Here is a 22,164-nt window from a genome sequence, read left to right on the forward strand (position 1 = left end):
GGGGATCGACGATATCGGTAAGGTGCGCTGCGACAAGCGTGACGAACATCGAGGGGGCCGGGGTGCGGCGATCGCTGGTGGCGCTGAGCGGGGTGCTGGCGCTGGGACTGGCCGGTTGCAGCGACGGGAAGTCCGCCTCGGTGTCCGAGGGTGACGTCGCCGGGCTGCCGATCACCCACTTCGAGAGCGGTCTCAAGCCGACCGCGCCCGAGCCGGACCTCGACGTGACCAACGTCAGCGGCGACGAGGCGGACCGGGTGGCCGTCGCCACCATCGCCGACGTCGAGGACTACTGGTCCGACGCGCTGCCGGGCAACTTCGACGTCAAGTTCGAGCCGGTGAAGTCCCTGCTGTCCTACGACTCCGACGGCGAGAACCAGGAGAACGGCTGCGGCGACACGAAGGGCAACGCGAACGCCTTCTACTGCAGCATCGACGACTCCGTGGCGTGGGACCGGGGCGTGCTGCTGCCGACCATGATGGACCAGTTCGGGCCGCTGTCGGTGGTGACCGTGCTGGCGCACGAGTTCGGCCACGCCGTGCAGTACCGGCTCGGCGACAAGGCGGGCATCAGCCGCAACACGCCCACGATCGTGAAGGAGCAGCAGGCCGACTGCTTCACCGGCGCCTACTACCGCTGGGTCGCCGAGGGCAAGAGCAAGTACTTCGCCGTGTCCACCTCCGACGGGCTGAACTCCGCGCTGTCGTCGCTGTTCCTGGTGCGGGACAGCGCGGGCACCTCGGCGACAGACCGGTCCGCGCACGGCACCGGGTTCGACCGGACCTACGCCTTCCAGATCGGGTTCGAGCAGGGGCCGACGGAGTGCGCGGGGATGACGCTGGACAACATCCGGCCGCGGCTCACCGAGCGGCCCTTCGACTCCGGCGACCGGGACGGCGACATCGAGGTCGACCAGGAGGCGATCGGCCTGCTGAAGGACAGCCTCGACCAGGCGTTCGCGGGCGCCAAGGTGCAGGCGCCGGAGATCGTCGACGACGGCGCGTCCTGCCCGAACGGCTCGGCCACCCCGCCGGCCACCTATTGCACGAGCGACAACACGGTGCGGATCGACCTCGCCGCGCTGGCCGAGCTGGGACAGCCGGTGGACCAGGAGGGCGAGTTCACCGGGTCCAGCAGCGGCGGGCACGGCGACTTCGCGGCGTTCTCCGAGGTCGCGTCCCGGTACGCGATGGGCATCCAGAAGGGTGTCGGCGCTTCGCTGGACAACGCGAACGCCGGGTTGCGGACCGCGTGCCTGGTCGGCGCGTGGGCGGCGGTGGCCGCGCAGGAGGGTCAGCAGATGCGGCTGTCGGCAGGCGACCTGGACGAGGCGATCTCGGACCTGCTGCGGCCGGACTCGCTGGTCGCGGCCGACGTCGACGGCAAGCCCGCGGCCAGCGGCTTCAACCGCGTCGAGGCCATGCGCACCGGCTACCTGCAGGGTTCCGGGCCGTGCAGCACCCAATACGGCTGAGTCAGCCGATGAAGTCGCCGGTCGCCTTGCGGACCTTGGTGAGCAGCTCGGACAGCTGCTCGGTCTGCTTCGGCGTGAGGCCGACGAGCCCGAAGTCGATCGAGGTGACCGCCTTCGTCGCCTCCTCCAGGCGGGCGTGACCGTCGTCGGTGATCTCCACCAGCGTGGTGCGCCGGTCGGTCGGGTGCGGCACCCGCTTGACCAGCCCGTCCTTCTCCAGCCGGTCGACGATGTTGGTCACGCTCGTCGGGTGCAGCTGGAGGCGCTCGCCCATGACCCGCATCGGCAGCGCGCCGCGGCGCGCGAACGACAGCAGCACGAGCGCCTCGTACCGCGCGAAGGTGAGGCCGTGCGGTTTGAGCGCGCCGTCGACGGCCGACTGGACGATCTGCTGCACGCGCATCACGCCGGTGACCGCCGCCATCGTCGCGGACGGCCCGATCCGGTCCTCCCACAGCTGCGCGGCGCGGGCGATCGGGTCGAAAGGCAGCGGGCGGTTCATGGCAGGGAAGCTACCAGCGGGTTCTTGACCGAGGGGGCAGGGTAGTGCGCAAAGTGTCGCAAGTGTGAGGAGAGCCGATGATCGTCGCCTTCAGCGTGAGCCCGTCCGGTGGTGACCCGGACGGCGGGGTCAGCGAAGCGGTCGCCAGGGCGGTGAAGGTCGTCCGCGACTCCGGCCTGCCGAACTCGACGAACGCGATGTTCACCAACGTCGAGGGGTCCTGGGACGAGGTCATGGACGTGGTGAAGCGGGCGGTGGAGGCGGCGGGCGAGGGCGCCGCCCGGGTGTCGCTCGTGCTCAAGGCCGACATCCGGCCAGGCTTCGACAGCGGTCAGCTGGAAGCGAAAGTGGAGCGGCTGGAGGAGCACCTCCGGTGAAACGCCGGACAGTACATGCCAGGATGGAAGCGTGACAAATCCACGCGCATCAGCAGCGAAGTCAGCCGCCATGTCCGCCGCGCTGTCCGGCGCGGTGGATCTGTCCGCGCTCAAGGCCAGGGCCGAGGCGCAGCGCAACGCCCCGCCGCCGTCGAGCGGCGCACCGTCCGGGGGCGGCGGCGCGGCGAGCGCCGCGGTCATCGACGTCACCGAGGCCACGTTCCAGGCCGAGGTCGTCGAGCGGTCGCTGCAGCAGCTCGTCGTCGTGGACCTGTGGGCCGACTGGTGCGGGCCGTGCAAGCAGCTGAGCCCGGTGCTGGAGCGGCTCGCCGAGCAGTCCGGCGGCGCCTGGGTGCTGGCGAAGGTCGACGTCGACGCCAACCCGCGCATCGCGCAGGTCTTCGGCGTCCAGTCGATCCCGACGGTCGTGGCGATCGCGGGCGGGCAGCCGGTCAACGCGTTCTCCGGCGCGCTGCCGGAGCCGGAGATCCGGCAGTGGCTGGACCAGCTGCTGGAGGCGCTGAAGGGCAAGTTGCCGGGCATCCCGCCGTCCGGGGCGGGCGGCGCCGAGGAGCCAGAGGACCCGCGCTTCACCGAGACCGAGGCCGCGTTCGAGCGCGGCGACTTCGCCGCCGCCGAGGCCGCCTACCAGCGGATCCTGGACGTCGAGCCGGCCAACGAGCTGGCCAAGGCAGGTCTGGCGCAGGTCCGGTTCGCCGCCCGCGCGGCCGAGGCCGACCCGTCGGCCGTCACGCGCGCCGACGCGTCCCCGGACGACCTGGACGCCCAGTTCGCCGCTGCCGACTACGAGGTTGCGACGGGCAAGGTCGAGGACGGGTTCTCCCGGCTCATCGAGGCCGTGCGCCGCACGGCGGGCCCGGACCGCAACCGCGTCCGCGAGCACCTGGTCGGCCTGTTCGACCTGTTCGACCCGGCCGACGAGCGCGTCGCGGCGGCCCGGCGGAACCTGGCGTCGGCCCTGTTCTGAGACGGCGTTCCCCGCGCCGCGAGGTGCGGCGCGGGGAGTGCGGTTCACCAGGGGATGACGCCGTCGTCGTCGAAGAAGCCGCCGCGCGGCCCGTCGTCGGGCAGGGTGGCGAGCCGGATCGCGATGGCCGCGCCCTGCTCGGGAGTCCGGGGCGCGGCGAAGCCGGTGAAGTCGGTCGCGACGTACCCGGGGCACGCGGCGTTGACGATGACGTTCGTGTCGGCGAGCGCGCGGGCGTACTGCACGGTGATGCTGTTGAGCATCGACTTCGACGGCGCGTAGGCGGCCATCACCGGGCCGGTCCGCAGTGCCAGCGAGCCCATGTTGCTGGACATGTTGACGATGCGCGGCGAGCCGGCGCGGCGCAGCAGCGGGAGCATCGCGTTCGTCACCCGGACGACGCCGAACACGTTGGTGTCGAGGACGGTCCGGACGACGTCGAGGTCCAGTGTGGTCGGATCCTGCGCGCCGCCGTCGGTCCGGCCGCCGATGCCCGCGTTGTTGACCAGGACGTCGAGCCGTCCCGCTCTGCGCTCGATCGCCGCCGCGGCAGCCGCGACGCTGTCGTCGGAGGTGACGTCGAGGGCCACCCCGAACGCGTCGGCGCCCGCGGCGCGCAGCCGCTCGACGGCCTCTTCGCGGCGGGCGTCGTCACGCGCCCCGACGGCGACCGTGTGGCCCATCGCGCCGAGCCCCTGCGCGATGGCGTAACCGATTCCCTTGTTCGCGCCGGTGACCAGCGCGATCTTCGTGTCGTTCACGCGGCCCATGCTCGGCGCGCGGGAACGCGCTGTCCAAGATCAGCTCGCTATCCTGTGATACTCGGCAGGTATCAGCGCGCGTAGGCTCGAAACCGTGCGTGATCTGGAAACCCGCGAGCTCCGCTACTTCGTCACCGTCGCCGAGGAGCTGCACTTCGGCCGCGCCGCGGAGCGGCTCGGGATCGCGCAACCGCCGCTCTCCCGCGCCATCCGGCAGCTGGAACAGCGGCTCGGCGCCCGGCTGCTCGACCGCGACCGCCGCGGGGTGGCGCTGACCGACGCCGGGCGGGTGCTGCTCCGCGAAGCCAGGGTGGCGCTCGACGCGGTCACGGCCGCCGCGCGCCGCACCCGCCGCGCCGCGGACCCGCACCGGCCGCTGGTGCTCGTGACGAAAGCCGGGGCGTCACATGAACTCCTGCAGCGGCTCCTGGACGCCGCCGCGGCCGAACCGGACGTGCCACCGGTCGAGGTCCTCCTGTGCGAAGTGGGCGAGCAGGCCGGGTTGCTGCGCGACGGGCGGGCCGACGTGGCGATCATGCACCGCCCATTCGACGACCTCGCCGGCTTCGACACCGAAGACCTCGTCGTCGAAGGGCAGGTCGCGATCCTGCCCGCGGCGCACCCGCTCGCGGCCCGCGCGCAGCTCACGCTCGCCGACGTCAGCGACGTCCCGGACCTGCCGATCGCGCGGTGGCCCCGGCTCGACGGCACCTACCCGCCCGGCCCCGGCCCGGAGGTGCGCACGCAGTCGCAGCTGGCCCAGCTCGTGGCACTGGGGCGGACGCTGCTCGTCATCCCCGCGTCCAGCCGGGCCTGGCAGTGGCCGGAGCACGTGGCGGTGCCCGTCGTCGACGCGCCGGAGGTCACGACCGTGCTCGCCTGGCCGGCGAGCAGCCGCTCAACCGCCGTCGCCGCACTCGTTCGCTCGGCGGCCGCGCTCTACGAGACGGCGTGACAGCACGAAGCGCCGCCGCCACGGGTCGTGGCGGCGGCGCTTCGCGGTGAAGATCAGGCGGAGACGGTGTCCCGGACGATCAGGCCGGTGCCGCCGTGGGTGAGGCGCTCCGGGCCGTCCAGCTTGCCGGTGCGCAGGGCCCAGGTCTCGAACCACCAGGTGAACAGCGGCGGGATGCTCGCCAGCAGCGCGGTGATCACGGTCTTCGGGCGCCAGCCGAGCGGCTTGAACACGGCCAGGGTGACGACCAGGTACACGACGAAGACGACGCCGTGGACCATGCCGAGCACCGGCACGCCGCCCTCGTTCGGGGCGTCGACGACGTACTTCAGGAACATCCCGATCAGCAAACCCGCCCAGGACAGCGCCTCGGCGACGGCGGCCACGCGGAACACGAGAGCGGCCTTGCTGGTCACTGCTTTCCTCCTTGTGAGAAGCACATGAGAAAACGTCCGACTCCGGTCTACGTCAACCACGCTGTCGGACGCTTCGGTACCCAGTGTGAGGCGTGATGGTCCTCACGGGTACTTCGGGGGTCGTGATCATCATCACGAGCGGTCGTCCACAGAGGATCCGCGTAGCCACACGGTCACCCACGGAATATGGATCACGTATGACGCCGTCATCGGTCACCGATCGGCCCCCGCCGGTAGGCCTTGTGGCATGACACTCAGCCGACGCGGTTTCCTGTGGCGGGCCGGCCTGGCCACCGCCACTGTCCCACTGGTGACCTCCGGTCTCGCGAACGCGACCGAAGCCGACCCGGACCGGCTGTTCCGGGCCGGCTCGTTCGACGCCGCCGACCGCGGCTACGCCAAGCTGCTGCGCCGGGACCCGGCGAACGCCCGCGCGGCCGCCCAGCGCGGCTACATCGCCCTGCTGCACAACCGGTTTCCCGACGCGGAACGGTTTCTTTCCCGCGCGCTCGAACTGGTTCCCGGCGATACCGACACCACCCGGAAGCTGGCGGAGTGCTTCGTCCGGCAGGACCGGCACGACCGCGCGGTGCCGTTGCTCGGGAGCACGCCGTTCGGGACCCAGTACGCCGCGTTGCGCGGCAAGCCGTGGGAGATCCGGGGGGCGACGGCGGTCCGGCTCCCCTTCATCGACCTCGATCCGCTGCCGACCGTCGAAGCGTCCCTCAACGGCGGTGAGCCCCGCCGGTTCCTCCTCGACACCTACGGCACGCTCGACCTGGACCAGCCGGTGGCCGACGAACTGGGCCTGCGCTCCCTCGCCACGGTTTCGGGTTACGCGGGCAACCGGCCGGTCACCATCCACCTCGGGATCCTCGACTCGATCCGGTTCGGCGACCTCGAAATCCGCAACATCCCCATGCAGTGGACGAACCAGCCCAAACCGGCGCTCCCGGACGGCGCGATTCCCGCGGGCGTGCTCGGCACGACGGTCTTCTACCGCCTGCTGACCACGATGGACTACGCCCGCCGCGCGCTGGTGCTGCGGCGCAAGGACGCCCCGTTCCGGCCAGGGCCGCGTGCCGCACGAGTGCCGCTGTGGCTGGCCGGGGACCACTACCCGTGCTCGCTGGGCAGCCTCAACGACTACGGGCCGAAGATCGTCACGCTGGACACCGGCGGCATCGCCCACGGCCTGGACACCACGGTCGAGATGGCCGAGCGAGCAGGCATCCCGGTGGACTACGCGAACCCCGGCGAGATCAACGGCAGGCCGGTCTACCCGATCACCGCCGAGCGGATCTCGCTGGGCCGGGCCGTCGGCCACGACGTGCGCGGGTCCGCGAGCACCGGTCCCGTCGAAGGCACGCCGGGCCCCGGGCAGTCGGCGATGTTCGGGTTCGACATCATCGCCAACTTCACCCACGAGTTCTTCAAGCCGTTCGCCGTCACCTTCGACTACACCGGCATGAACTGCTACCTGGAACCCTGACCAGCCGGGCGGCGGTTGACACACCGCCGCCCGGTGGTGTGAAATCCACCCGCTATGACAACGTTGTCGTCGGGTCCGGGGAAGGCGTCGCGGCGCGCCACGATGAACGACGTCGCCCGTCTGGCCGGGGTGAGCATCAAGACGGTCTCGCGCGTGGTCAACGACGAGCCCGCGGTGCACCCGGAGACGGCCGAACGCGTCCTGGCCGCCATCGACGAGCTCGGGTTCCGGCGCAACCTCGGCGCGCGCAACCTGCGCCGCGGCTCGACCACCGGCACCATCGGCCTGGTCGTCGAGGACGTGGGCAACCCGTTCTACTCCGAGCTCACCCGCGCCGCCGAGAAGGTCGCCACCGCGTTCGGCAGGCACGTGCTGTCCGGCTCGTCGGAGGAGGACTCCGACCGCGAACGCGAGCTGGCGCTGGAATTCTGCTCCCGCCGGGTCGACGGGCTGCTCATCGTCCCGGCCGGCACCCAGCACGGCTACCTGCTGCCGGAAATGCGGGCGGGCACGCCAGTGGTGTTCGTGGACCGCCCGGCCGGGGACATCACCGCCGACACCGTGCTGGTCGACAACGCGGGCGGCACCGTCGAAGCGGTCGCCCACCTGGCCCGGCAGGGGCACCGCCGGATCGCCTTCGTCGGCGACCGGCCGGACATCTACACCGCCGCCGAGCGCCTGCGCGGCTACCGCGAGGGGTGCGCCCGCGCCGGGGTCCGCTTCGACGAGCGCCTCGCCATCCTGCGCCCGCCGACCAGGCAGAGCGTCGCCGACGCGGTCGCCCGCCTGCTCGCCGGGCCGGACCCGGCGACCGCGATCATCGCGGGCAACAACCGCGTCACCGTCCACCTGCTGCGGGCGCTGGCCCACGTCGCGCCGCGCCCCGCCGTCGTCGGTTTCGACGACTTCGAACTCGCCGACCTGCTCGACCCGCCGGTGACCGTCGTCGCGCACGACGTGAGCCGTCTCGGGTCGGCGGCGGCCGAGCTGTTGTTCGCCCGCATCAACGGCGATGCCTCCGCACCGAGAAAGGTTGTCCTGCCCGTGCACCTCGTTCCCCGCGGCTCCGGTGAGGTGGCCCCGTGACCGCCCCGATCAAGCTCCCGGCCAACCAGCCCGCCCAGTTCTACCGCGGCGGCGCGGCGATCGCCGCGCTGCGCGGAGTGTCCGAACAGGACTCCGCCTTCGGCCCGGAGGACTGGGTCGCGTCGACCACGACACGCTTCGGCCAGGAGGAGTCCGGACTGACCCGGCTGCCCGACGGCCGCTGGCTGCGCGACGCCGTCCGCGACGACCCGGAGTCCTGGCTCGGCGCCGAGCACGTCGCGGCGTTTCGCGACTCCACCGCGCTGCTGGTCAAGCTGCTCGACGCCGGTCAGCGGCTGCCGGTGCACTTCCACCCCACCGACGCGTTCGCCCGCAAGCACTTCGACTCGCACTTCGGCAAGACCGAGGCCTGGATCGTGGTCGGCACCAGCGGCGACGACCCGCGCGTCTACCCCGGATTCCGCGAGACGGTCAGCCCCGCCACCGTCGACGGCTGGGTGCGCGAGCAGGACACCGAGGCGATGCTCGGCGCGCTGAACAGCGTCCCGGTCCGCCCCGGCGACACGGTCTACATCCCGGCCGGCCTGCCGCACGCGATCGGCGCGGGCGTGTTCGTCGTCGAGCTGCAGCAGCCCACCGACTTCTCGCTGACCATCGAGTGGCGGAACTTCCTGGACGACCCGGACAAGGGGCACCTCGGCCTCGGCTTCGACACCGCGCTGCAGGCGCTCGACACCTCCGGCTGGGACGACGAGCGGCTGGCGGGCATCGTCAAGCACACCGCCGACGAGCCGGGGTCCACTGTGGACCTGCTGGCCGCGGGTTCGGCGGAGTTCTTCCGGGCCGACCAGCTCCGCCCGTCCCCCGCGCTCGCGCTCGACCCGTCGTTCGCCGTGTTCGTGGCGCTCGACGGGCAGGGCACGCTGCGCACCGAGCACGGCGGCGAGATCGCCGTGGCCAAGGGCGAGACCCTGGTCGTCCCGCACGCCGCCGGGCAGCTCGAACTGGCAGGCGACCTGACCGTCATCCGCTGCCGTCCCCCGGCCCCCGGAGCGCGCTGATGAACGACACCGTCCTGCTCGACGCGCGGAACCTGGTCAAGCACTACGGCTCGGTGGAGGCCCTGCGCGGCGCCTCCTTCCAGGCCCGCGCGGGTGAGGTGACCGCACTGATCGGGGACAACGGCGCGGGGAAGTCCACCCTCGTCAAGTGCCTGTCCGGCGCGGAGCAGCCGACCTCCGGCGAGATCCGGCTGGACGGCAGGACGGTGTCGCTCGACTCGCCGGTGACCGCGCGGCGCCTTGGCATCGAGACGGTGTACCAGGACCTCGCGGTCGCCCCGGAGCTCGATCCGGCGGCGAACCTGTTCCTCGGCAGGGAAATACGCCGCAAAGGCATCCTCGGCAGGCTCGGCATGCTCGACAAGGCCGAGATGCGGCGCCGCGCGATCGAGGAGTTCGACCGGCTGGGCGTGACGCTGCAGAGCACGGACGTGCCGATCGGCTCGCTGTCCGGCGGGCAGCGGCAGAGCGTCGCGGTGGCGCGGTCGGTGGTCTGGGCGTCGAAGGTCGTGTTCATGGACGAGCCGACCGCCGCGCTCGGCGTGGTGCAGCGCGAGCGGGTGCTGGACGTCATCCGGCGGGTCCGCGACGAGGGCATCGCGGTGGTGCTGATCAGCCACAACATGCCCGAGGTGCTGTCGGTCGCCGACCGCGTGGAGGTGCTGCGGCTGGGCACGCGCGTGGCCCGGTTCGTGGCGGCGGAGACCAAGCTCGAGGACCTGGTGGCGGCGATGACCGGCGCACTGACCCACGAGGAGGCGGCGTGAGCACGGCGGTCCAGACCGAGGTGAGCGGCGGGATCGGCAAGCGGTCCCTGGGACAGCGGCTGATCGGCGCCAACACGTTCTGGATCGCGCTGGTGCTGCTCGCGTTGATCGCGGTGTTCACGGTGCTGGCGCCGAACGAGTTCGCCACCGTGTTCACCTTCCAGACGCTGCTGATCGAGACGTCGGTGCTGCTGGTGCTGTCGGTCGGGATGACGTTCGTGATCATCACCTCCGGCATCGACCTGTCCGTGGGCTCGGTGCTGATCTTCGCCGGCATGGTGTGCGGCAAGACGATGGAGGCGCTCTCCGGCGGTAACGCGAGCACCGCCGGGTGGGGTGTGATCACCGTCGGCCTGGTCGCGGCGGTGCTGGCCGGCACGGCGTGGGGGCTGATCAACGGGTTCCTCATCGCGGTCGCGAAGATCCCGCCGCTGATCGTCACGCTCGGCTCGATGGGCGCCGCGCTGGGTGCGGCGTACCTGCTCAACGGCGGCTCCGACGTGCGCAGCGTGCCGACCACGCTCAACCGCACGCTCGGCTACGGCACGTCGTTCGGCGGCGTCCCGAACCTGGTGCTGGTGGCCGCGGTGATCACCCTGATCGGCGCGTGGCTGCTGCACACCACCCGCTTCGGCCGCTACACCTACGCGGTCGGCTCGAACGCCGAGGCCGCGCGCCGGGCCGGGATCGGCGTGACCGCGCACCTGCTCAAGGTGTACCTGCTGACCGGGTTCCTGGCCGGGGTGGCGGGTTTCCTGTCGCTGGCCTACTACGCCTCGACCACGATCACGGCGCACACCAACGACAACCTCAACGCGATCGCGGCGACCGTGATGGGCGGGACGAGCCTGTTCGGCGGGGCCGGGTCGGTGCTGGGCACGGTGATCGGGGTGTTCATCCCGGCGGTGCTGAAGAAGGGCTTCAACATCACGCACGTCCAGGACTTCTGGCAGATGATCGCGGTCGGCGCGGTGCTGGTGGCCGCGGTGTGGTTCGACCAACGGCGCCGCCGGGCGCGCAATTCCCGCTGAAATCCGTACAACGAGGTAGGGAGAGGGATCGGATGAAGTTGGCGCAGATCGCCGGACTGGCGGCGACCGCGGTGCTGCTGGCCGCCTGCGGATCGGGTCAGGTCGGCGGCTCCGGGGGCGCGGCACCGGAGAACAGCAAGCGGCTCACGCTCATCCCGGGCGTGCAGGCGGAGCCGTTCTACATCTCGATGCAGTGCGGCGCGCAGGCCGAGGCGCAGAAACTCGGCTACACCCTGGACACCTCGGCGCCGCAGAAGTTCGAGGCGGCGCTGCAGACGGAGAAGGTCAACGCGCTGGGCTCGAACCCGCCCGCCGCGCTGCTCATCGCGCCGACCGACGACACGGCGATGCTCGCGCCGATCCAGCAGGTCGCCTCGCGCGGCGTGAAGATCGTCGAGGTCGACACGGCGCTGAAGGACACCAGCGTGGCGCAGTCGTCGATCTCCTCGGACAACACGGCGGGCGGGCAGCTCGCGGCGGACACGCTGGCGCAGCTGGCAGGCGGGAAGACCGGGTCGGTGCTGGTGCTGGACACGATCGCGGGCACCTCGACCACGAACGCGCGCGCGGCCGGGTTCGAGGAGCAGCTGAAGAAGTACCCGAACCTCAAGTCGGTCGGCATCCAGTTCACGCAGAACGAGCCGGAGCAGGCCGCGTCGAAGGTGACCGCGGCGCTCGCGTCGACCCCGGACCTGGTGGGGATCTTCGCGACCAACCTGAACACCGGCGAGGGCGCGGCGACGGGCCTGCGCAACGCAGGCAAGGTGGGCCAGGTCCAGCTGGTCGGCTTCGACGCCAGTCCGTCCGAAGTGGAGGGTCTGCGCAACGGCGAGTACCAGGCGCTGATCGCGCAGGACCCGGCGATGATCGGGCAGCAGGGCGTGCAGCAGGCGGTCGCCGCGCTGGAGGGCAAGCCGGTGACCCGCAACCTGACGGCGCCGCTGCACTCCATCACGAAGGCGAACATGGACGCCAACAGCCAGTACTTCTACAAGCAGTCCTGCTGAGGGGGCCGGGGAGGTGCGCCACTGGGGGTGCGCACCTCCCCGGTTTCACCGCAGCGTCTTCAGGTGCTCGGCCAGCCACCCGCGGGCGGCCCGCCACAACCCGGCGCCGAGCGAGATCCGCGCGACGCCCAGCTCGGCCAGCTCGGCGACGGGCCCGTTGGCGTTGACCGCGGCCGGGCTCACCGCACGCACGAACTCGGCCAGGACCTCGCGGTCGCGCAGCAGGATCGGGTACACGCAGTCCGCCTCGGCTTCGAGGTACGCCCGCGCGCGTTCGACCGCCTCCGGCAGCACGGCACGCGGGTCCGGCGCACCGAGGAACACGTCGATGCGGGCGTTGATCACCAGGTCTCGCCCCGCGGCCGCGCGCACCGCCGCCAGCCGGGCGGCCTGCTCATCGACCGGCCGCGGGGCGCCGCGCGCATGGTCGGTGTCCTCGTAGTTGCACCCCACGGCGCCGGTCGCCAGCAGCCGTTCGGCGAACTCTTGTCCGGTCAGCCCGTAGCCGCTCTCGGCGTCGACCGTCACCGGCACCGACACCGCCCGCGCGATCCGCGCGGCGGCGGCGAACATCTCCTCGGCCGGTGCGGCCTCGCCGTCCGGGTAGCCCAGCGCGGCGGCGACGGCGACCGACGACGTCGCCACAACCGGGAAGCCCGCCTCCTCGACCAGCCGCGCGGTGTCGGCGTCCCACGCGTTCGGCAGGAACAGCGGCTTTCCCGGGACGTGCAGCGCCCGCAGCGCCTCGGCGCTCACTGGGGGTCCGCCGGGAGCGGCTTGTGGCTGGTGACGCCGAGCCGGTTGAACGCGTTGATCACCGTCGCCGCCCACGCGACCGCGACGTACTGCTCTTCGGTGAACACGCTGGTCGCCTGCTGGTAGACGTCGTCGGGCACGTCCTGGTTCTGCGGCAGCCGGGTCATCGCGTCGGTCACCGCGAGCGCGGCGCGTTCCTGCTCGGTGTAGAGATCGGTCTCCCACCAGGCGCTGAGCATGATGATCCGCCGCTCGCTCTCCCCCAGCTTGCGGGCGTCCCGCGAGTGCAGGTCGATGCAGTAGGCGCACCCGTTGAGCATCGACGCGCGGATCTTCACCAGCTCGATCAGCCGCTGGTCCAGCCCCGCGTTCGCGGCCGCCTTCTCGACGACGGTGTGCAGGTGGAGGATCGACTTGTAGGCCTCAGGCAGCGCGGCGGACAACTGGATTCGCTTGGTCATGACGACCACGCTATCCGCCGCTGGCACACGAGTATGGTCCAGTTCTGTGGCACGTTCGTGGTCCAGTTCCGACCTCCACCTCGACTGGTCGCCGTCCGCGGGCAGGCGCGGGCTGGCGGACGCGTTGCGCCGTGCCATCCGCGAAAGCCGCCTCGCGCCCGGGACGGCGCTGCCCTCGACACGAGCGCTGGCGGCCGACCTCGGCATCGCCCGCGGCACCGTCACCCGCGTCTACGGCGACCTGACCGCCGAGGGGTACCTGCGCACCAGCCAGGGCGCGCCGACCCGCGTCGCCGCCGGCCCGCGCCCGTCCGCGGAACCCCGCGAGAAGTCCGGGCCGCCCACGTCCGCCTGGTTCCGGGACGCGCGCTGGGATCTGTTCCCCGGGCGGCCCGACCTGTCGTCGTTCCCGCGCACGGCGTGGGCGTCCGCGATGCGCCGGGTCCTGCAATCGCTGCCCGCCGGTTCGTTCGACTACGGCGACCCGGCCGGGCCGGCCGTGCTGCGCGAGGCCCTGGCCCGGTACCTCGCGCGCAGCCGCGGCGTGCTGGCCGACCCGGACCGGATCGTGGTGTGCGGCGGCTACTCCCACGCGATCAGCGTGCTCGGGCACCTGTTCGACGAGATCGCCTTCGAAGACCCGTCGCTGCCGGAGTTCCGCGACGGCGCGGCCAAGGGCGGCGCGAAGATCGTCACGGTGCCGGTGGACGAACGCGGCATCCGGGTGTCCGAACTGGACAGTCCGGTGGCGGTCGTGACGGCCGCGCACCAGTACCCGCTCGGGGTCACGCTCGCGCCGGAACGCCGGTCCGCGCTGGCCTGCTGGGCGGCCGCGGGCGGCCTCGTGATCGAGGACGACTACGACGGCGAGTTCCGGTTCGACCGCCAGCCGGTCGGGGCGCTGCAGTCGCTCGCGCCGGAGCGGATCATCTACGCGGGCGGCGTCAGCAAGACGCTCGCGCCGTCGCTGCGGATCGGCTGGCTGGTGCTGCCGCGGCGCCTGGTCGGGCCGACGCTGGACACGATGACGGCGCTGGGCTGGCGGGCCCCGGTGATCGACCACCTGGCACTGGCGGACCTGCTGAACTCCGGGGTGTACGACCGGCACGTCCGGCAGCGCCGCGTCGCCTACCGCCGCCGCCGGGACCGGCTGATCGCCGCGCTGCCGCCGGGGTTCGTGCCGGAAGGCATCTCCGCGGGACTGCACCTGGTGCTGCGTGTGCCGGACGAAGCCGCCGTGCTGCGGGCGCTGCGCGCGCGATCGGTGGCGGTGGACTACCTGAGCCGCTACTGGACGGGCACCGGCCCCGGCGGACTGGTGATCGGCTACGCGACGCCGGCCGAGCACGCGTTCGGCCCGGCGGTGGAGGCCCTGGTGGACGGCCTGCGCGCCTGAGTCACCCGCGGTCGGCTCGCAGCGCCGCGAGCAGCTCGTCCGCCGCGGCGTACGGGTCCAGCTCGCGCTCGACGACCTTCTTCGCGACCGCGGGCAGGTGCCCGCCGCCGTGCAGGTCGGTCAGCCGCGCCTGCAGCTCGCGCAGCGCGATGGCCGCCACCTCGTCCGCGGCCCGCTCGGCGCGGCGGCGCTCCAGCTCCCCGTGCGAAGTCAGCCAGTCGTGGTGCTCGGACAGCGCCTTGACCAGGTCCTGCGCGCCTTCGCCGCGCGCGGCGACCGTCCGCACGATCGGCTGCCGCCAGCTCTCGCCGCGGATCTCCCGCCGCGCGTAGGCGATCATCTGCTTCAGGTCGCGCACCACGGTCTCCGCGCCGTCGCGGTCGGCCTTGTTCACCACGAACACGTCGGCGATCTCCAGCACCCCGGCCTTGGCCGCCTGGATCCCGTCGCCGAGCCCGGGCGCGAGCAGCACCACCGTGGTGTCGGCCAGCTTCACGACGTCCACTTCGGACTGGCCGACCCCGACGGTCTCGATCAGGACGACGTCGAACCCGGCGGCGTCGAGCACCCGCACCGCCTGCGGCGTCGCCCAGGACAGGCCGCCCAGGTGCCCGCGGGTGGCCATCGAGCGGATGAACACGCCCGGATCGGTGGCGTGCTCGGTCATCCGGATCCGGTCGCCGAGCAGCGCCCCGCCGGAGAACGGCGACGACGGGTCGATCGCGAGCACCCCGACGCGCTTGCCCTCCGCGCGCAATGCGGACAACAGCATGGACGTCGAAGTCGACTTGCCGACGCCGGGCGGCCCGGTCAGGCCGATCACCCGCGCCCGGCCGGTGTGCGGCGTGAGCGCCGCGGCCACCTCACGCAGGCGCGGGTGCGCGTCCTCGACCAGCGAGATCAGCCTGGCGACCGCGCGCGGCTGTCCCTCCCGCGCGCGGTCGACGAGTTCCCCGACGTCCAGTGGCACTACAGCGCGGGCACCTTGATCAGCAGCGCGTCGCCCTGGCCACCACCACCGCACAGCCCGGCCGCGCCGAGCCCGCCGCCGCGGCGGCGCAGCTCGTGCACCAGGTGCACGGCCAGCCGCGCGCCGGACGCGCCGATCGGGTGGCCCAGCGCGATGGCGCCGCCGTCGACGTTCACGATCTCCGGGTCGATGCCCAGCGCCTTCGTCGACACCAGGCCGACCGCTGCGAACGCCTCGTTGATCTCGACCAGGTCCAGCGCGCTCGCGTCCAGCTTCGCCTTCGCCAGCGCGGCCTTGATCGCGTTGGACGGCTGCTCGTGCAGGCTCGCGTCCGGGCCGGCGACGACACCGTGGGCGCCGATCTCGGCGAGCGGCTCCAGGCCCAGCTCCTCGGCCTTGGCCCGGCTGGCGACGACGACCGCGGCGGCGCCGTCGGAGATCTGCGAGGCCGAGCCCGCGGTGATGGTGCCGTCCGAGGCGAACGCCGGGCGCAGCTTCGCCAGGCTCTCCGCGGTGGTGTCGGCGCGCACGCCCTCGTCGGTGTCGAACACGACCGGGTCGCCCTTGCGCTGCGGGATGGACACCGGCGCCAGCTCGGCCTTGAACCGGCCGGCTTCGGCGGCCGCGACCGCGCGCTGGTGCGACCGGGCCGAGAAGGCGTCCTGGTCCTCGCGCGTGATGCCGTAGCGGGAGTTGTACTTCTCCGTGGACGCGCCCATCGCGCACTGGTCGAAGGCGCAGAACAGGCCGTCGTAGGCCATGTGGTCGAGCAGCGCGGTGTCGCCGTACTTGAAGCCGGACCGCGACTTCGGCAGCAGGTGCGGCGCCTGGGTCATCGACTCCTGGCCACCCGCCACCACGAGGTCGAATTCGCCGGCGCGGATGAGCTGGTCGGCCAGCGCGATGGCGTCCAGGCCGGACAGGCACACCTTGTTGATGGTCAGCGCGGGCACGTCCATCGGGATGCCTGCGGCGACCGCGGCCTGACGGGCCGGGATCTGGCCCGCGCCCGCGGTGAGCACCTGACCCATGATCGTGTACTGCACCTTGTCCGGGGACACCCCGGCCTGCTCCAGCGCGGCCTTGATGGCGATCCCGCCGAGTTGCGCGCCCGTGAAGTCCTTCAGTGAACCGAGCAGACGCCCGATCGGGGTACGCGCGGCACCCAGGATGACGGAACCGGACACAGCAGCCTCCAACAGACGAACGACGGCGGTCGATCCGACGATACCCGGAGCAACCGTCCAGTACAGGTGTGAGCCGTGGCACCCACGCACCCAGGTGCCAAGCTTTATCCTCACCACTATGAATGACGCGCTGAAGCCGTTCGTGACGACCATCGACCACGTCGGCATCGCCGTCGCCGATCTCGACGCCGCGATCGACTTCTACGCGGAGAACTTCGGCATGATCGCCACGCACTCCGAGGTCAACGAGGAGCAGGGCGTGCGCGAGGCGATGCTGCACGCGCCGGGCGACGAGTCCGGCCCCGCCATCCAGCTGCTCGCGCCGCTGCGACCGGACTCGACGATCGGGAAGTTCCTCGACACCAAGGGCCCCGGCCTGCAGCAGGTCGCCTACCGGGTCACCGATGTCGAGGCCGCGGCCGAGGCGCTGCGGGCCAAGGGCCTGCGCCTGCTGTACGACAAGGCCAAGCGCGGCACCGCGAACAGCAAGGTGAACTTCGTGCACCCGAAGGACGCCGGCGGGGTGCTCGTCGAACTGGTCGAGCCCGCCGCCGCGCACTAACCCGGGGCGGGCCGGGCCATCAGCGCGTCGGCGATGAAGTTCAGCTCCCGCTCCATCAGGTCCGGCGGGTCGTCCCCGCCGTGCCGCGCCACCGAGTGCCGGTAGCTCACCGCGAGCGCCAGCAGCCCGGCCGCGCTGTCCACGTCGGCCACCGCGAGGTCGCCGTCCCCCGCCGCGATGATCACCGTGCGGACCTGCCGGACCAGCTGCTGGAACCGGTCGTGCAGCGCGTCCCGCACCGCCCGGTGGGTGTCGGCCTCCCGCCACAGCAGGTGGGACAGCATCCGCGACCGGGCGAGCCGCGCGTCGAGTTCGGACACCAGCCGCCGCAGGCTCTCCGCGATGTCGCCGGGCACGACCACCCGCGCGGCGTCGATCTGCTCGTCCGGCAGGCGCTTGATGAGCGCGCTGAGCAGGTCGGCCTTCCGCCGGAAGTAGTAGTGCACGAGACCCTTCGGCACGCCGGCCCGCTCGGCGATCCGGGAGGTCGGAGTGGCGTCGAAACCGCTTTCCGCGAAGAGGTCCTCGGCCGCGCGGAGGATCCGCTCCTTGGCCGGGAGGTCGTCGCCGTGTTCGGTCCGCGCCACTCCGCCCGCCTCTCGTACAGCTCGCCGGCCCACAACGCTAACCGAAAACCGGCTCGTCGTGGGCCGACCGGGGTGACTGCCTCAGTGCGCGGTCGTCATCCCACCGCGGTGCACCGCGTTCGCCACGGGCAGTGCCGCCAGCCCGGCGATCGCGGTCAGGGCGCCGATGATCCACGAGGACCACGCCGCCACGTCCAGTGCCGTGTAGGTCATCACCCACGGCGCGATGAACAGCAGCGCCCCGAGGATGACCTGGACCCCCTCGCCGTAGACGAGGCCCGGCATGGACAGCGAAAGCAGGCCGTCCAGCGCGATCAGGGCGCCCAGCACGATCATCGTCCACATGGTGGTGGTGTCGGTGTCGGCCCACAGGGGCGTCAGTACCGCCACCACCCCGAGCACGACCTCGGCCCAGTCGTGCGGACGGGTCCACGCCCGCTTCGAACGATCAGCCATTCGTGATCACCTCCGAACCCGATCCGGGAGACCACGCGGCGCGGTCTCCGCACTGCCATGGTGCGCCTTGATTGGCCGGCCGGTCAATCAAGGTTGGATTACGGCGAACCCGGCACAACGGACGGGTGAGGTAGCCCTCCTCCCGGACAGTGGCGGATGACGTTACTGGCCAGTAATGTCAGGCACTCCAACCCAGCGCAGGGAGGCCCACATGACGATCACGGACATCCGGGATGCGATCCTCGCCGGCGAGACCGCCGAAGTGGGCGCCCTGCCGGTGCCGGAGGCCTACCGCGGCGTGACGGTCCACGCCGACGAGGCCGGCATGTTCGACGGCATCCCCTCCCGGGACAAGGACCCGCGCAAGTCGCTGCACGTCGACGAGGTGCCCACCCCCGAGCCTGGGCCGGGCGAGGCGCTGATCGCCGTGATGGCCAGCGCGATCAACTACAACACCGTGTGGACGTCGATCTTCGAGCCGATCCCCACGTTCAAGTTCCTGCAGCGCTACGGGAAGCTCTCGCCGCTGGCCAAGCGCCACGACCAGCCCTACCACGTGGTCGGCTCGGACGCGGCCGGCGTCGTGCTGCGCACCGGGCCGGGTGTGCACCGGTGGCAGCCGGGCGACCAGGTCGTCGCGCACTGCCTCAACGTCGAGCTGGAGGGCCCGGACGGGCACAACGACACGATGCTCGACTCCGACCAGCGGATCTGGGGCTTCGAGACGAACTTCGGCGGGCTCGCCGAGCTGGCGCTGGTCAAGGCCAACCAGCTGATGCCCAAGCCGGACCACCTGACCTGGGAGGAGGCCGCCTGCCCCGGGCTGGTCAACTCCACCGCCTACCGGCAGCTGGTGACCCCCAACGGGGCGAACATGAAGCAGGGCGACGTGGTGTTGATCTGGGGCGCCTCCGGCGGGCTCGGGTCGTACGCCACGCAGTTCGCGCTCAACGGCGGCGCGATCCCGGTGTGCGTGGTGTCCAGCCCGGAGAAGGCGGAGATCGTCCGCCGGATGGGTGCCGAACTGGTGATCGACCGCAACGCGGAGGGTTACCGGTTCTGGAAGGACGAGAACACGCAGGACCCGAAGGAGTGGCAGCGCTTCGGCGCGCGCATCCGAGAGTTGACCGGCGGTGAGGACCCGGACATCGTGTTCGAGCACCCGGGCCGGGAAACGTTCGGCGCGTCGGTCTACGCGGCGCGCAAGGGCGGCACGATCGTCACCTGCGCGTCCACCTCGGGTTATCTGCACCAGTACGACAACCGGTACCTGTGGATGAACCTGAAACGGATCATCGGCTCGCATTTCGCGAATTACCGTGAGTCGTGGGAGGCCAACCGGTTGATCGCGAAAGGCCTGATCCACCCGACGCTGTCCCGGACGTACCCGATGACCGAAACCGGGCAGGCGGCGCTGGACGTGCACCGCAACGCCCACCAGGGCAAGGTCGGTGTGTTGTGTCTCGCCCCGGAGGAGGGTTTGGGCGTGCGTGATGTGGAGAAGCGGTCCAAGCACATCGACCGGATCAATTTGTTCCGCGGCGCCTAAGTAGTCTGGGCCGCATGAGCCTTGGCGACGAACGAGAGCTTGTACCGCTCGGCGCGGGTTTCGACCTGGCCAAGCGCGGTTACGACCGCCACCAGGTCGACGAGCACCTCGAACGGCTGGACAGCGACCTGAAAATGCTCGCCGCCGACCGGGATGCCGCCATCTCGCAGGCCGGCGACCTCGCCCGGCAGCTGGAGCAGGCTCGCGGCGAGATCGAGAACCTGCGCGGCCAGGTCGAGCGGCTGGGCCAGCCGCCGACGACGGTCGAGGGCCTGTCCGAGCGGTTGCAGCGCATGCTGCGGCTGGCGCAGGAGGAGGCCGCCGACACGCGGGCCCGCGCGGAGGCCGAGGCCGGGCACATCCGGGCGAAGGCCGAGTCGGACGCCAGCGCCATGCGCGCCCGCTACGAGCAGCTGCTGTCCGAGCTGGACGCGCGGCGCAAGGAGATGGAGGCCGAGCACCGCAAGGTGCTGGAGACCGCGCGCGCCGAGGCCGAGTCGATCACGAACAAGGCCAAGGAGGAGCGGGACCGGCTGGACCGCGAGGCTGAGCAGCGCCGCACGCAGGTCGAAGAGGACTTCGAGATCGCAATGGCGGCACGGCGCACCGAGGCGATGCGGGTGCTGGCGGAGCAGGAGGCGACCAGCAAGGCGGAAGCCGAGCGCCGCGTCCGCGAAGCGACGGACGAGGCCGCGGCGATCCGCAAGAAGGTCGCCGAGGAGGAGGCCGCCGCGAAGGCCGAGATCGAACGCCGCCGCCGCGAGTCCATCGAGGACGCCAACCGCCGCAAGACGGAGTCGATCACCGAGGCGAACGCCCGCGTGGCGGAGGCGTCCGACGAGGCGGCGCGCCGCGTGCGCGAAGCCACGGAGGAGTCGAACCGCCGCATCAACGCGGCCGCCGACCGGGTGGAGGCGCTGCGCAAGCTGCGCGCGGGAATCGCCGAACAGGTCAAGGCAGCGCGCGAAGTGCTGCTAGAGGCCAATTCGGTGCTCGGCGAAGCCGAACCGGTGATCGAGCCCCTACCCGAGGAGCGCGAGGCCACACCTGCGGGGAAGCCCTCCGGGAGGCAGTAGAGGCGCGGCGCAGCCCGCGGAGCGGGGAGCCGGGCGCAGGCCAGGGAAGCCTGCCGAGTCGGCGCGGCAAGCGCGCCTCGGCAGGTCCGGCACACCCGGCTGACTCACCTCGGCACGCCCGGCAGATCCGGCTGGCCCACCCCGGCACACCCGGCAGATCCGGCTGGCCCACCCCGGCACACCCAGCAGATCCGGCTGGCCCACCCCGGCACACCCGGCACATCCGGCTGGCCCACCCCGGCACACCCAGCAGATCCGGCACGCCCACCCCGGCACACCCAGCAGATCCGGCACGCCCACCCCGGCACACCCGCCAGGCCCGGCACGCCCACCCCCGCACGCCCGGCACGCTTGGTTTCACATGCCCGGCCTTCCGATCAGGCAAGCGCTGTTTCGCCGACCGGACAGGCTCGATCCCACCGGCAGGACATGCCGCGACAGCCCAACCGAGCAGGCTCGGGCCCATCACGGGCGGTCCTGCCGCGCCGAGCGGCAGCGCGGCCACACCCGCCCGCCGTGACGAGCAGCCTGACCGGTCACCCCTGCGGTGGCACCTCCAGCGCGGGACCCACGTCGCTCGCCGCCGGCGCCGCGCTCGCGGCCCCTCCAAGCCATCAGCCCCGATCTTCGCTCCGGTTCGCCGCCACCGCCGCTGAGCCGCCCCACCTGCGCAGTTGTTGCCCCGGCGCAAGGGGTGTCCGAGCAGCTGTCACGGCCCGCCGAAGAACGTGAAACCGTCCCCGGTGGTGGGGCTGCGCAGAAACCGACTGGCGAGTAACCTAGGGCGCCACTTGCGAAAGCGCACAGGCGCGCACCCTTGCCGGAGGTATTGGGATGGCTGCATACCGGACCGTGGTTGTCGGTACGGACGGGTCTGATTCATCGTTCCGCGCGGTCGACCGGGCGGCGGCCGTGGCCGCGGACTCCGGCGCCACGCTCGTCATCGTGTGCGCCTACTACCCGGCGAGCAGGCAGGACGTGGAGAAGGCCCAGGACGTCCTCGGCGAGGAGGCCTACCAGGTGGTCGGCTCGGCGCCGGCCGAGGACACGCTCCGCAGCGCCCGCGACCGCGCACTCAAGGCCGGCGCGGGGTCGACCGAGACGATCGCCGTGGTCGGGGAGCCGGTCGAAGCCTTGCGCAAGGTCGTCTCCGACAAGTCGGCCGACCTGCTGGTCGTCGGCAACCGAGGCCTGAACACGCTCACCGGGCGGCTGCTCGGGTCGGTGCCGTCGGAGGCGGCGCGCAAGTCGGGCGTCGACGTCCTGATCGTGCACACCACGTAAG

Annotated in this window: 24 protein-coding genes; 15 read left to right on the plus strand and 9 right to left on the minus strand. The window is 71.9% G+C overall.

Features of this window, described 5'->3' with window-relative positions; translation table 11 throughout:
- Positions 1-38: 38 nt before the first annotated feature.
- A complete protein-coding gene (locus L2C96_RS35045) occupies positions 39-1,475 on the plus strand; it encodes a neutral zinc metallopeptidase (RefSeq protein WP_237339231.1) in 1,437 nt (478 codons plus the stop codon).
- Between the two features lies 1 nt (position 1,476).
- On the opposite strand, the gene L2C96_RS35050 is transcribed toward L2C96_RS35045, so the two are convergent.
- A complete protein-coding gene (locus tag L2C96_RS35050) occupies positions 1,477-1,977 on the minus strand; it encodes a MarR family winged helix-turn-helix transcriptional regulator (RefSeq protein WP_020420186.1) in 501 nt (166 codons plus the stop codon).
- A gap of 77 nt (positions 1,978-2,054) precedes the next feature.
- On the opposite strand from L2C96_RS35050, the gene L2C96_RS35055 reads away from it, so the two are divergent.
- Both L2C96_RS35055 and L2C96_RS35060 read left to right on the plus strand, forming a co-directional pair.
- Positions 2,055-2,354 carry a thiamine-binding protein gene (locus tag L2C96_RS35055; RefSeq protein WP_020420187.1) on the plus strand — a complete coding sequence of 100 codons (300 nt, stop codon included), beginning with the start codon at positions 2,055-2,057 and terminating at the stop codon, positions 2,352-2,354.
- 31 nt (positions 2,355-2,385) lie between these two features.
- On the plus strand, positions 2,386-3,342 hold the full coding sequence (locus tag L2C96_RS35060; protein WP_237339232.1) for a tetratricopeptide repeat protein: 957 nt from the start codon (positions 2,386-2,388) through the stop codon (positions 3,340-3,342).
- A 44-nt stretch (positions 3,343-3,386) separates the two neighbouring features.
- On the opposite strand, the gene L2C96_RS35065 is transcribed toward L2C96_RS35060, so the two are convergent.
- Positions 3,387-4,112: an SDR family oxidoreductase gene (locus tag L2C96_RS35065; RefSeq protein WP_237339233.1), complete on the minus strand. Its 726-nt coding sequence runs from the start codon at positions 4,110-4,112 to the stop codon at positions 3,387-3,389.
- A gap of 85 nt (positions 4,113-4,197) precedes the next feature.
- Here L2C96_RS35065 and L2C96_RS35070 point away from each other — a divergent pair, with 85 nt between their 5' ends.
- The gene (locus L2C96_RS35070; protein ID WP_237339234.1) at positions 4,198-5,058 is read left to right on the plus strand and encodes a LysR family transcriptional regulator; all 861 of its coding nucleotides are present in this window, start codon (positions 4,198-4,200) and stop codon (positions 5,056-5,058) included.
- Positions 5,059-5,111: 53 nt separating this feature from the next.
- Here L2C96_RS35070 and L2C96_RS35075 read toward each other — a convergent pair whose 3' ends face one another.
- Positions 5,112-5,474 (minus strand): DUF3817 domain-containing protein, encoded by a 363-nt coding sequence (locus L2C96_RS35075; RefSeq protein ID WP_020420191.1) that lies wholly within the window; start codon positions 5,472-5,474, stop codon positions 5,112-5,114.
- 247 nt (positions 5,475-5,721) lie between these two features.
- On the opposite strand from L2C96_RS35075, the gene L2C96_RS35080 reads away from it, so the two are divergent.
- The 6 genes from L2C96_RS35080 to L2C96_RS35105 all read left to right on the plus strand — a co-directional run bounded on the left by L2C96_RS35080 (position 5,722) and on the right by L2C96_RS35105 (position 11,879).
- On the plus strand, positions 5,722-6,966 hold the full coding sequence (locus tag L2C96_RS35080) for an aspartyl protease family protein (RefSeq protein ID WP_237339235.1): 1,245 nt from the start codon (positions 5,722-5,724) through the stop codon (positions 6,964-6,966).
- Positions 6,967-7,068: 102 nt separating this feature from the next.
- Entirely contained in the window at positions 7,069-8,052 is a 984-nt protein-coding gene (locus L2C96_RS35085; RefSeq protein WP_237339257.1) for a LacI family DNA-binding transcriptional regulator, read from the plus strand.
- Positions 8,049-9,074, plus strand: coding sequence for a class I mannose-6-phosphate isomerase (locus L2C96_RS35090; RefSeq protein ID WP_020420194.1), 1,026 nt, complete (start codon positions 8,049-8,051; stop codon positions 9,072-9,074). Before L2C96_RS35085 ends, L2C96_RS35090 begins: the two co-directional genes overlap by 4 nt.
- On the plus strand, positions 9,074-9,841 hold the full coding sequence (locus L2C96_RS35095; protein ID WP_237339236.1) for an ATP-binding cassette domain-containing protein: 768 nt from the start codon (positions 9,074-9,076) through the stop codon (positions 9,839-9,841). The genes L2C96_RS35090 and L2C96_RS35095 overlap by 1 nt, the downstream gene beginning before the upstream one ends.
- Positions 9,838-10,872 carry an ABC transporter permease gene (locus L2C96_RS35100; protein WP_237339237.1) on the plus strand — a complete coding sequence of 345 codons (1,035 nt, stop codon included), beginning with the start codon at positions 9,838-9,840 and terminating at the stop codon, positions 10,870-10,872. Before L2C96_RS35095 ends, L2C96_RS35100 begins: the two co-directional genes overlap by 4 nt.
- 32 nt (positions 10,873-10,904) lie before the next feature.
- On the plus strand, positions 10,905-11,879 hold the full coding sequence (locus L2C96_RS35105; RefSeq protein ID WP_237339238.1) for an ABC transporter substrate-binding protein: 975 nt from the start codon (positions 10,905-10,907) through the stop codon (positions 11,877-11,879).
- Between the two features lie 45 nt (positions 11,880-11,924).
- Here L2C96_RS35105 and L2C96_RS35110 read toward each other — a convergent pair whose 3' ends face one another.
- On the minus strand, positions 11,925-12,635 hold the full coding sequence (locus L2C96_RS35110) for an isocitrate lyase/PEP mutase family protein (RefSeq protein ID WP_237339239.1): 711 nt from the start codon (positions 12,633-12,635) through the stop codon (positions 11,925-11,927).
- The gene (locus tag L2C96_RS35115; protein WP_237339240.1) at positions 12,632-13,096 is read right to left on the minus strand and encodes a carboxymuconolactone decarboxylase family protein; all 465 of its coding nucleotides are present in this window, start codon (positions 13,094-13,096) and stop codon (positions 12,632-12,634) included. The genes L2C96_RS35110 and L2C96_RS35115 overlap by 4 nt, the downstream gene beginning before the upstream one ends.
- A 46-nt stretch (positions 13,097-13,142) precedes the next feature.
- Between L2C96_RS35115 and pdxR the strand changes: the two genes are divergently transcribed.
- Positions 13,143-14,492, plus strand: a complete 1,350-nt coding sequence (gene pdxR / locus L2C96_RS35120; protein ID WP_237339241.1) for a MocR-like pyridoxine biosynthesis transcription factor PdxR — start codon at positions 13,143-13,145, stop codon at positions 14,490-14,492.
- A 1-nt stretch (position 14,493) separates the two neighbouring features.
- Here pdxR and meaB read toward each other — a convergent pair whose 3' ends face one another.
- Complete coding sequence (gene meaB / locus L2C96_RS35125; protein ID WP_237339242.1) at positions 14,494-15,462, minus strand: methylmalonyl Co-A mutase-associated GTPase MeaB; 969 nt, start codon at positions 15,460-15,462, stop codon at positions 14,494-14,496.
- Entirely contained in the window at positions 15,462-16,649 is a 1,188-nt protein-coding gene (locus L2C96_RS35130) for an acetyl-CoA C-acetyltransferase (protein WP_017984478.1), read from the minus strand. Before L2C96_RS35130 ends, meaB begins: the two co-directional genes overlap by 1 nt.
- Positions 16,650-16,767: 118 nt before the next feature.
- On the opposite strand from L2C96_RS35130, the gene mce reads away from it, so the two are divergent.
- Complete coding sequence (gene mce, locus L2C96_RS35135) at positions 16,768-17,211, plus strand: methylmalonyl-CoA epimerase (RefSeq protein WP_020420202.1); 444 nt, start codon at positions 16,768-16,770, stop codon at positions 17,209-17,211.
- Here the strand turns inward: mce and L2C96_RS35140 are convergent.
- Together L2C96_RS35140 and L2C96_RS35145 are read right to left on the minus strand one after the other, a co-directional pair.
- Positions 17,208-17,798, minus strand: coding sequence for a TetR/AcrR family transcriptional regulator (locus L2C96_RS35140; RefSeq protein WP_020420203.1), 591 nt, complete (start codon positions 17,796-17,798; stop codon positions 17,208-17,210). The two genes, mce and L2C96_RS35140, sit on opposite strands and share 4 nt — an antisense overlap.
- Before the next feature lie 81 nt (positions 17,799-17,879).
- Entirely contained in the window at positions 17,880-18,254 is a 375-nt protein-coding gene (locus tag L2C96_RS35145; protein ID WP_020420204.1) for an SPW repeat protein, read from the minus strand.
- Between the two features lie 211 nt (positions 18,255-18,465).
- On the opposite strand from L2C96_RS35145, the gene ccrA reads away from it, so the two are divergent.
- The 3 genes from ccrA (at position 18,466) to L2C96_RS35160 (ending at position 22,163) form a co-directional block, all read left to right on the plus strand.
- Complete coding sequence (ccrA, locus tag L2C96_RS35150) at positions 18,466-19,803, plus strand: crotonyl-CoA carboxylase/reductase (protein WP_237339243.1); 1,338 nt, start codon at positions 18,466-18,468, stop codon at positions 19,801-19,803.
- 14 nt (positions 19,804-19,817) lie between these two features.
- The gene (locus L2C96_RS35155; RefSeq protein ID WP_020420206.1) at positions 19,818-20,879 is read left to right on the plus strand and encodes a coiled-coil domain-containing protein; all 1,062 of its coding nucleotides are present in this window, start codon (positions 19,818-19,820) and stop codon (positions 20,877-20,879) included.
- A gap of 834 nt (positions 20,880-21,713) precedes the next feature.
- Positions 21,714-22,163, plus strand: coding sequence for a universal stress protein (locus L2C96_RS35160; RefSeq protein WP_017984484.1), 450 nt, complete (start codon positions 21,714-21,716; stop codon positions 22,161-22,163).
- Position 22,164 lies beyond the last annotated feature (1 nt).

The organism is Amycolatopsis tucumanensis, assembly GCF_021654135.1.
In the GTDB taxonomy this organism is placed as follows: domain Bacteria; phylum Actinomycetota; class Actinomycetes; order Mycobacteriales; family Pseudonocardiaceae; genus Amycolatopsis_E; species Amycolatopsis_E tucumanensis.

Excerpts from the sequence above, each read along its gene's own strand:
- L2C96_RS35050 (WP_020420186.1), bottom strand. The coding sequence starts at position 1,977 with ATGAACCGCCCGCTGCCTTTCGACCCGATCGCCCGCGCCGCGCAGCTG.
- L2C96_RS35055 (WP_020420187.1), top strand. The coding sequence starts at position 2,055 with ATGATCGTCGCCTTCAGCGTGAGCCCGTCCGGTGGTGACCCGGACGGC.
- L2C96_RS35065 (WP_237339233.1), bottom strand. The coding sequence starts at position 4,112 with ATGGGCCGCGTGAACGACACGAAGATCGCGCTGGTCACCGGCGCGAAC.
- L2C96_RS35080 (WP_237339235.1), top strand. The coding sequence starts at position 5,722 with ATGACACTCAGCCGACGCGGTTTCCTGTGGCGGGCCGGCCTGGCCACC.
- L2C96_RS35085 (WP_237339257.1), top strand. The coding sequence starts at position 7,069 with ATGAACGACGTCGCCCGTCTGGCCGGGGTGAGCATCAAGACGGTCTCG.
- L2C96_RS35095 (WP_237339236.1), top strand. The coding sequence starts at position 9,074 with ATGAACGACACCGTCCTGCTCGACGCGCGGAACCTGGTCAAGCACTAC.
- L2C96_RS35105 (WP_237339238.1), top strand. The coding sequence starts at position 10,905 with ATGAAGTTGGCGCAGATCGCCGGACTGGCGGCGACCGCGGTGCTGCTG.
- L2C96_RS35115 (WP_237339240.1), bottom strand. The coding sequence starts at position 13,096 with ATGACCAAGCGAATCCAGTTGTCCGCCGCGCTGCCTGAGGCCTACAAG.
- mce (WP_020420202.1), top strand. The coding sequence starts at position 16,768 with ATGAATGACGCGCTGAAGCCGTTCGTGACGACCATCGACCACGTCGGC.
- L2C96_RS35145 (WP_020420204.1), bottom strand. The coding sequence starts at position 18,254 with ATGGCTGATCGTTCGAAGCGGGCGTGGACCCGTCCGCACGACTGGGCC.
- ccrA (WP_237339243.1), top strand. The coding sequence starts at position 18,466 with ATGACGATCACGGACATCCGGGATGCGATCCTCGCCGGCGAGACCGCC.
- L2C96_RS35155 (WP_020420206.1), top strand. The coding sequence starts at position 19,818 with ATGAGCCTTGGCGACGAACGAGAGCTTGTACCGCTCGGCGCGGGTTTC.
- L2C96_RS35160 (WP_017984484.1), top strand. The coding sequence starts at position 21,714 with ATGGCTGCATACCGGACCGTGGTTGTCGGTACGGACGGGTCTGATTCA.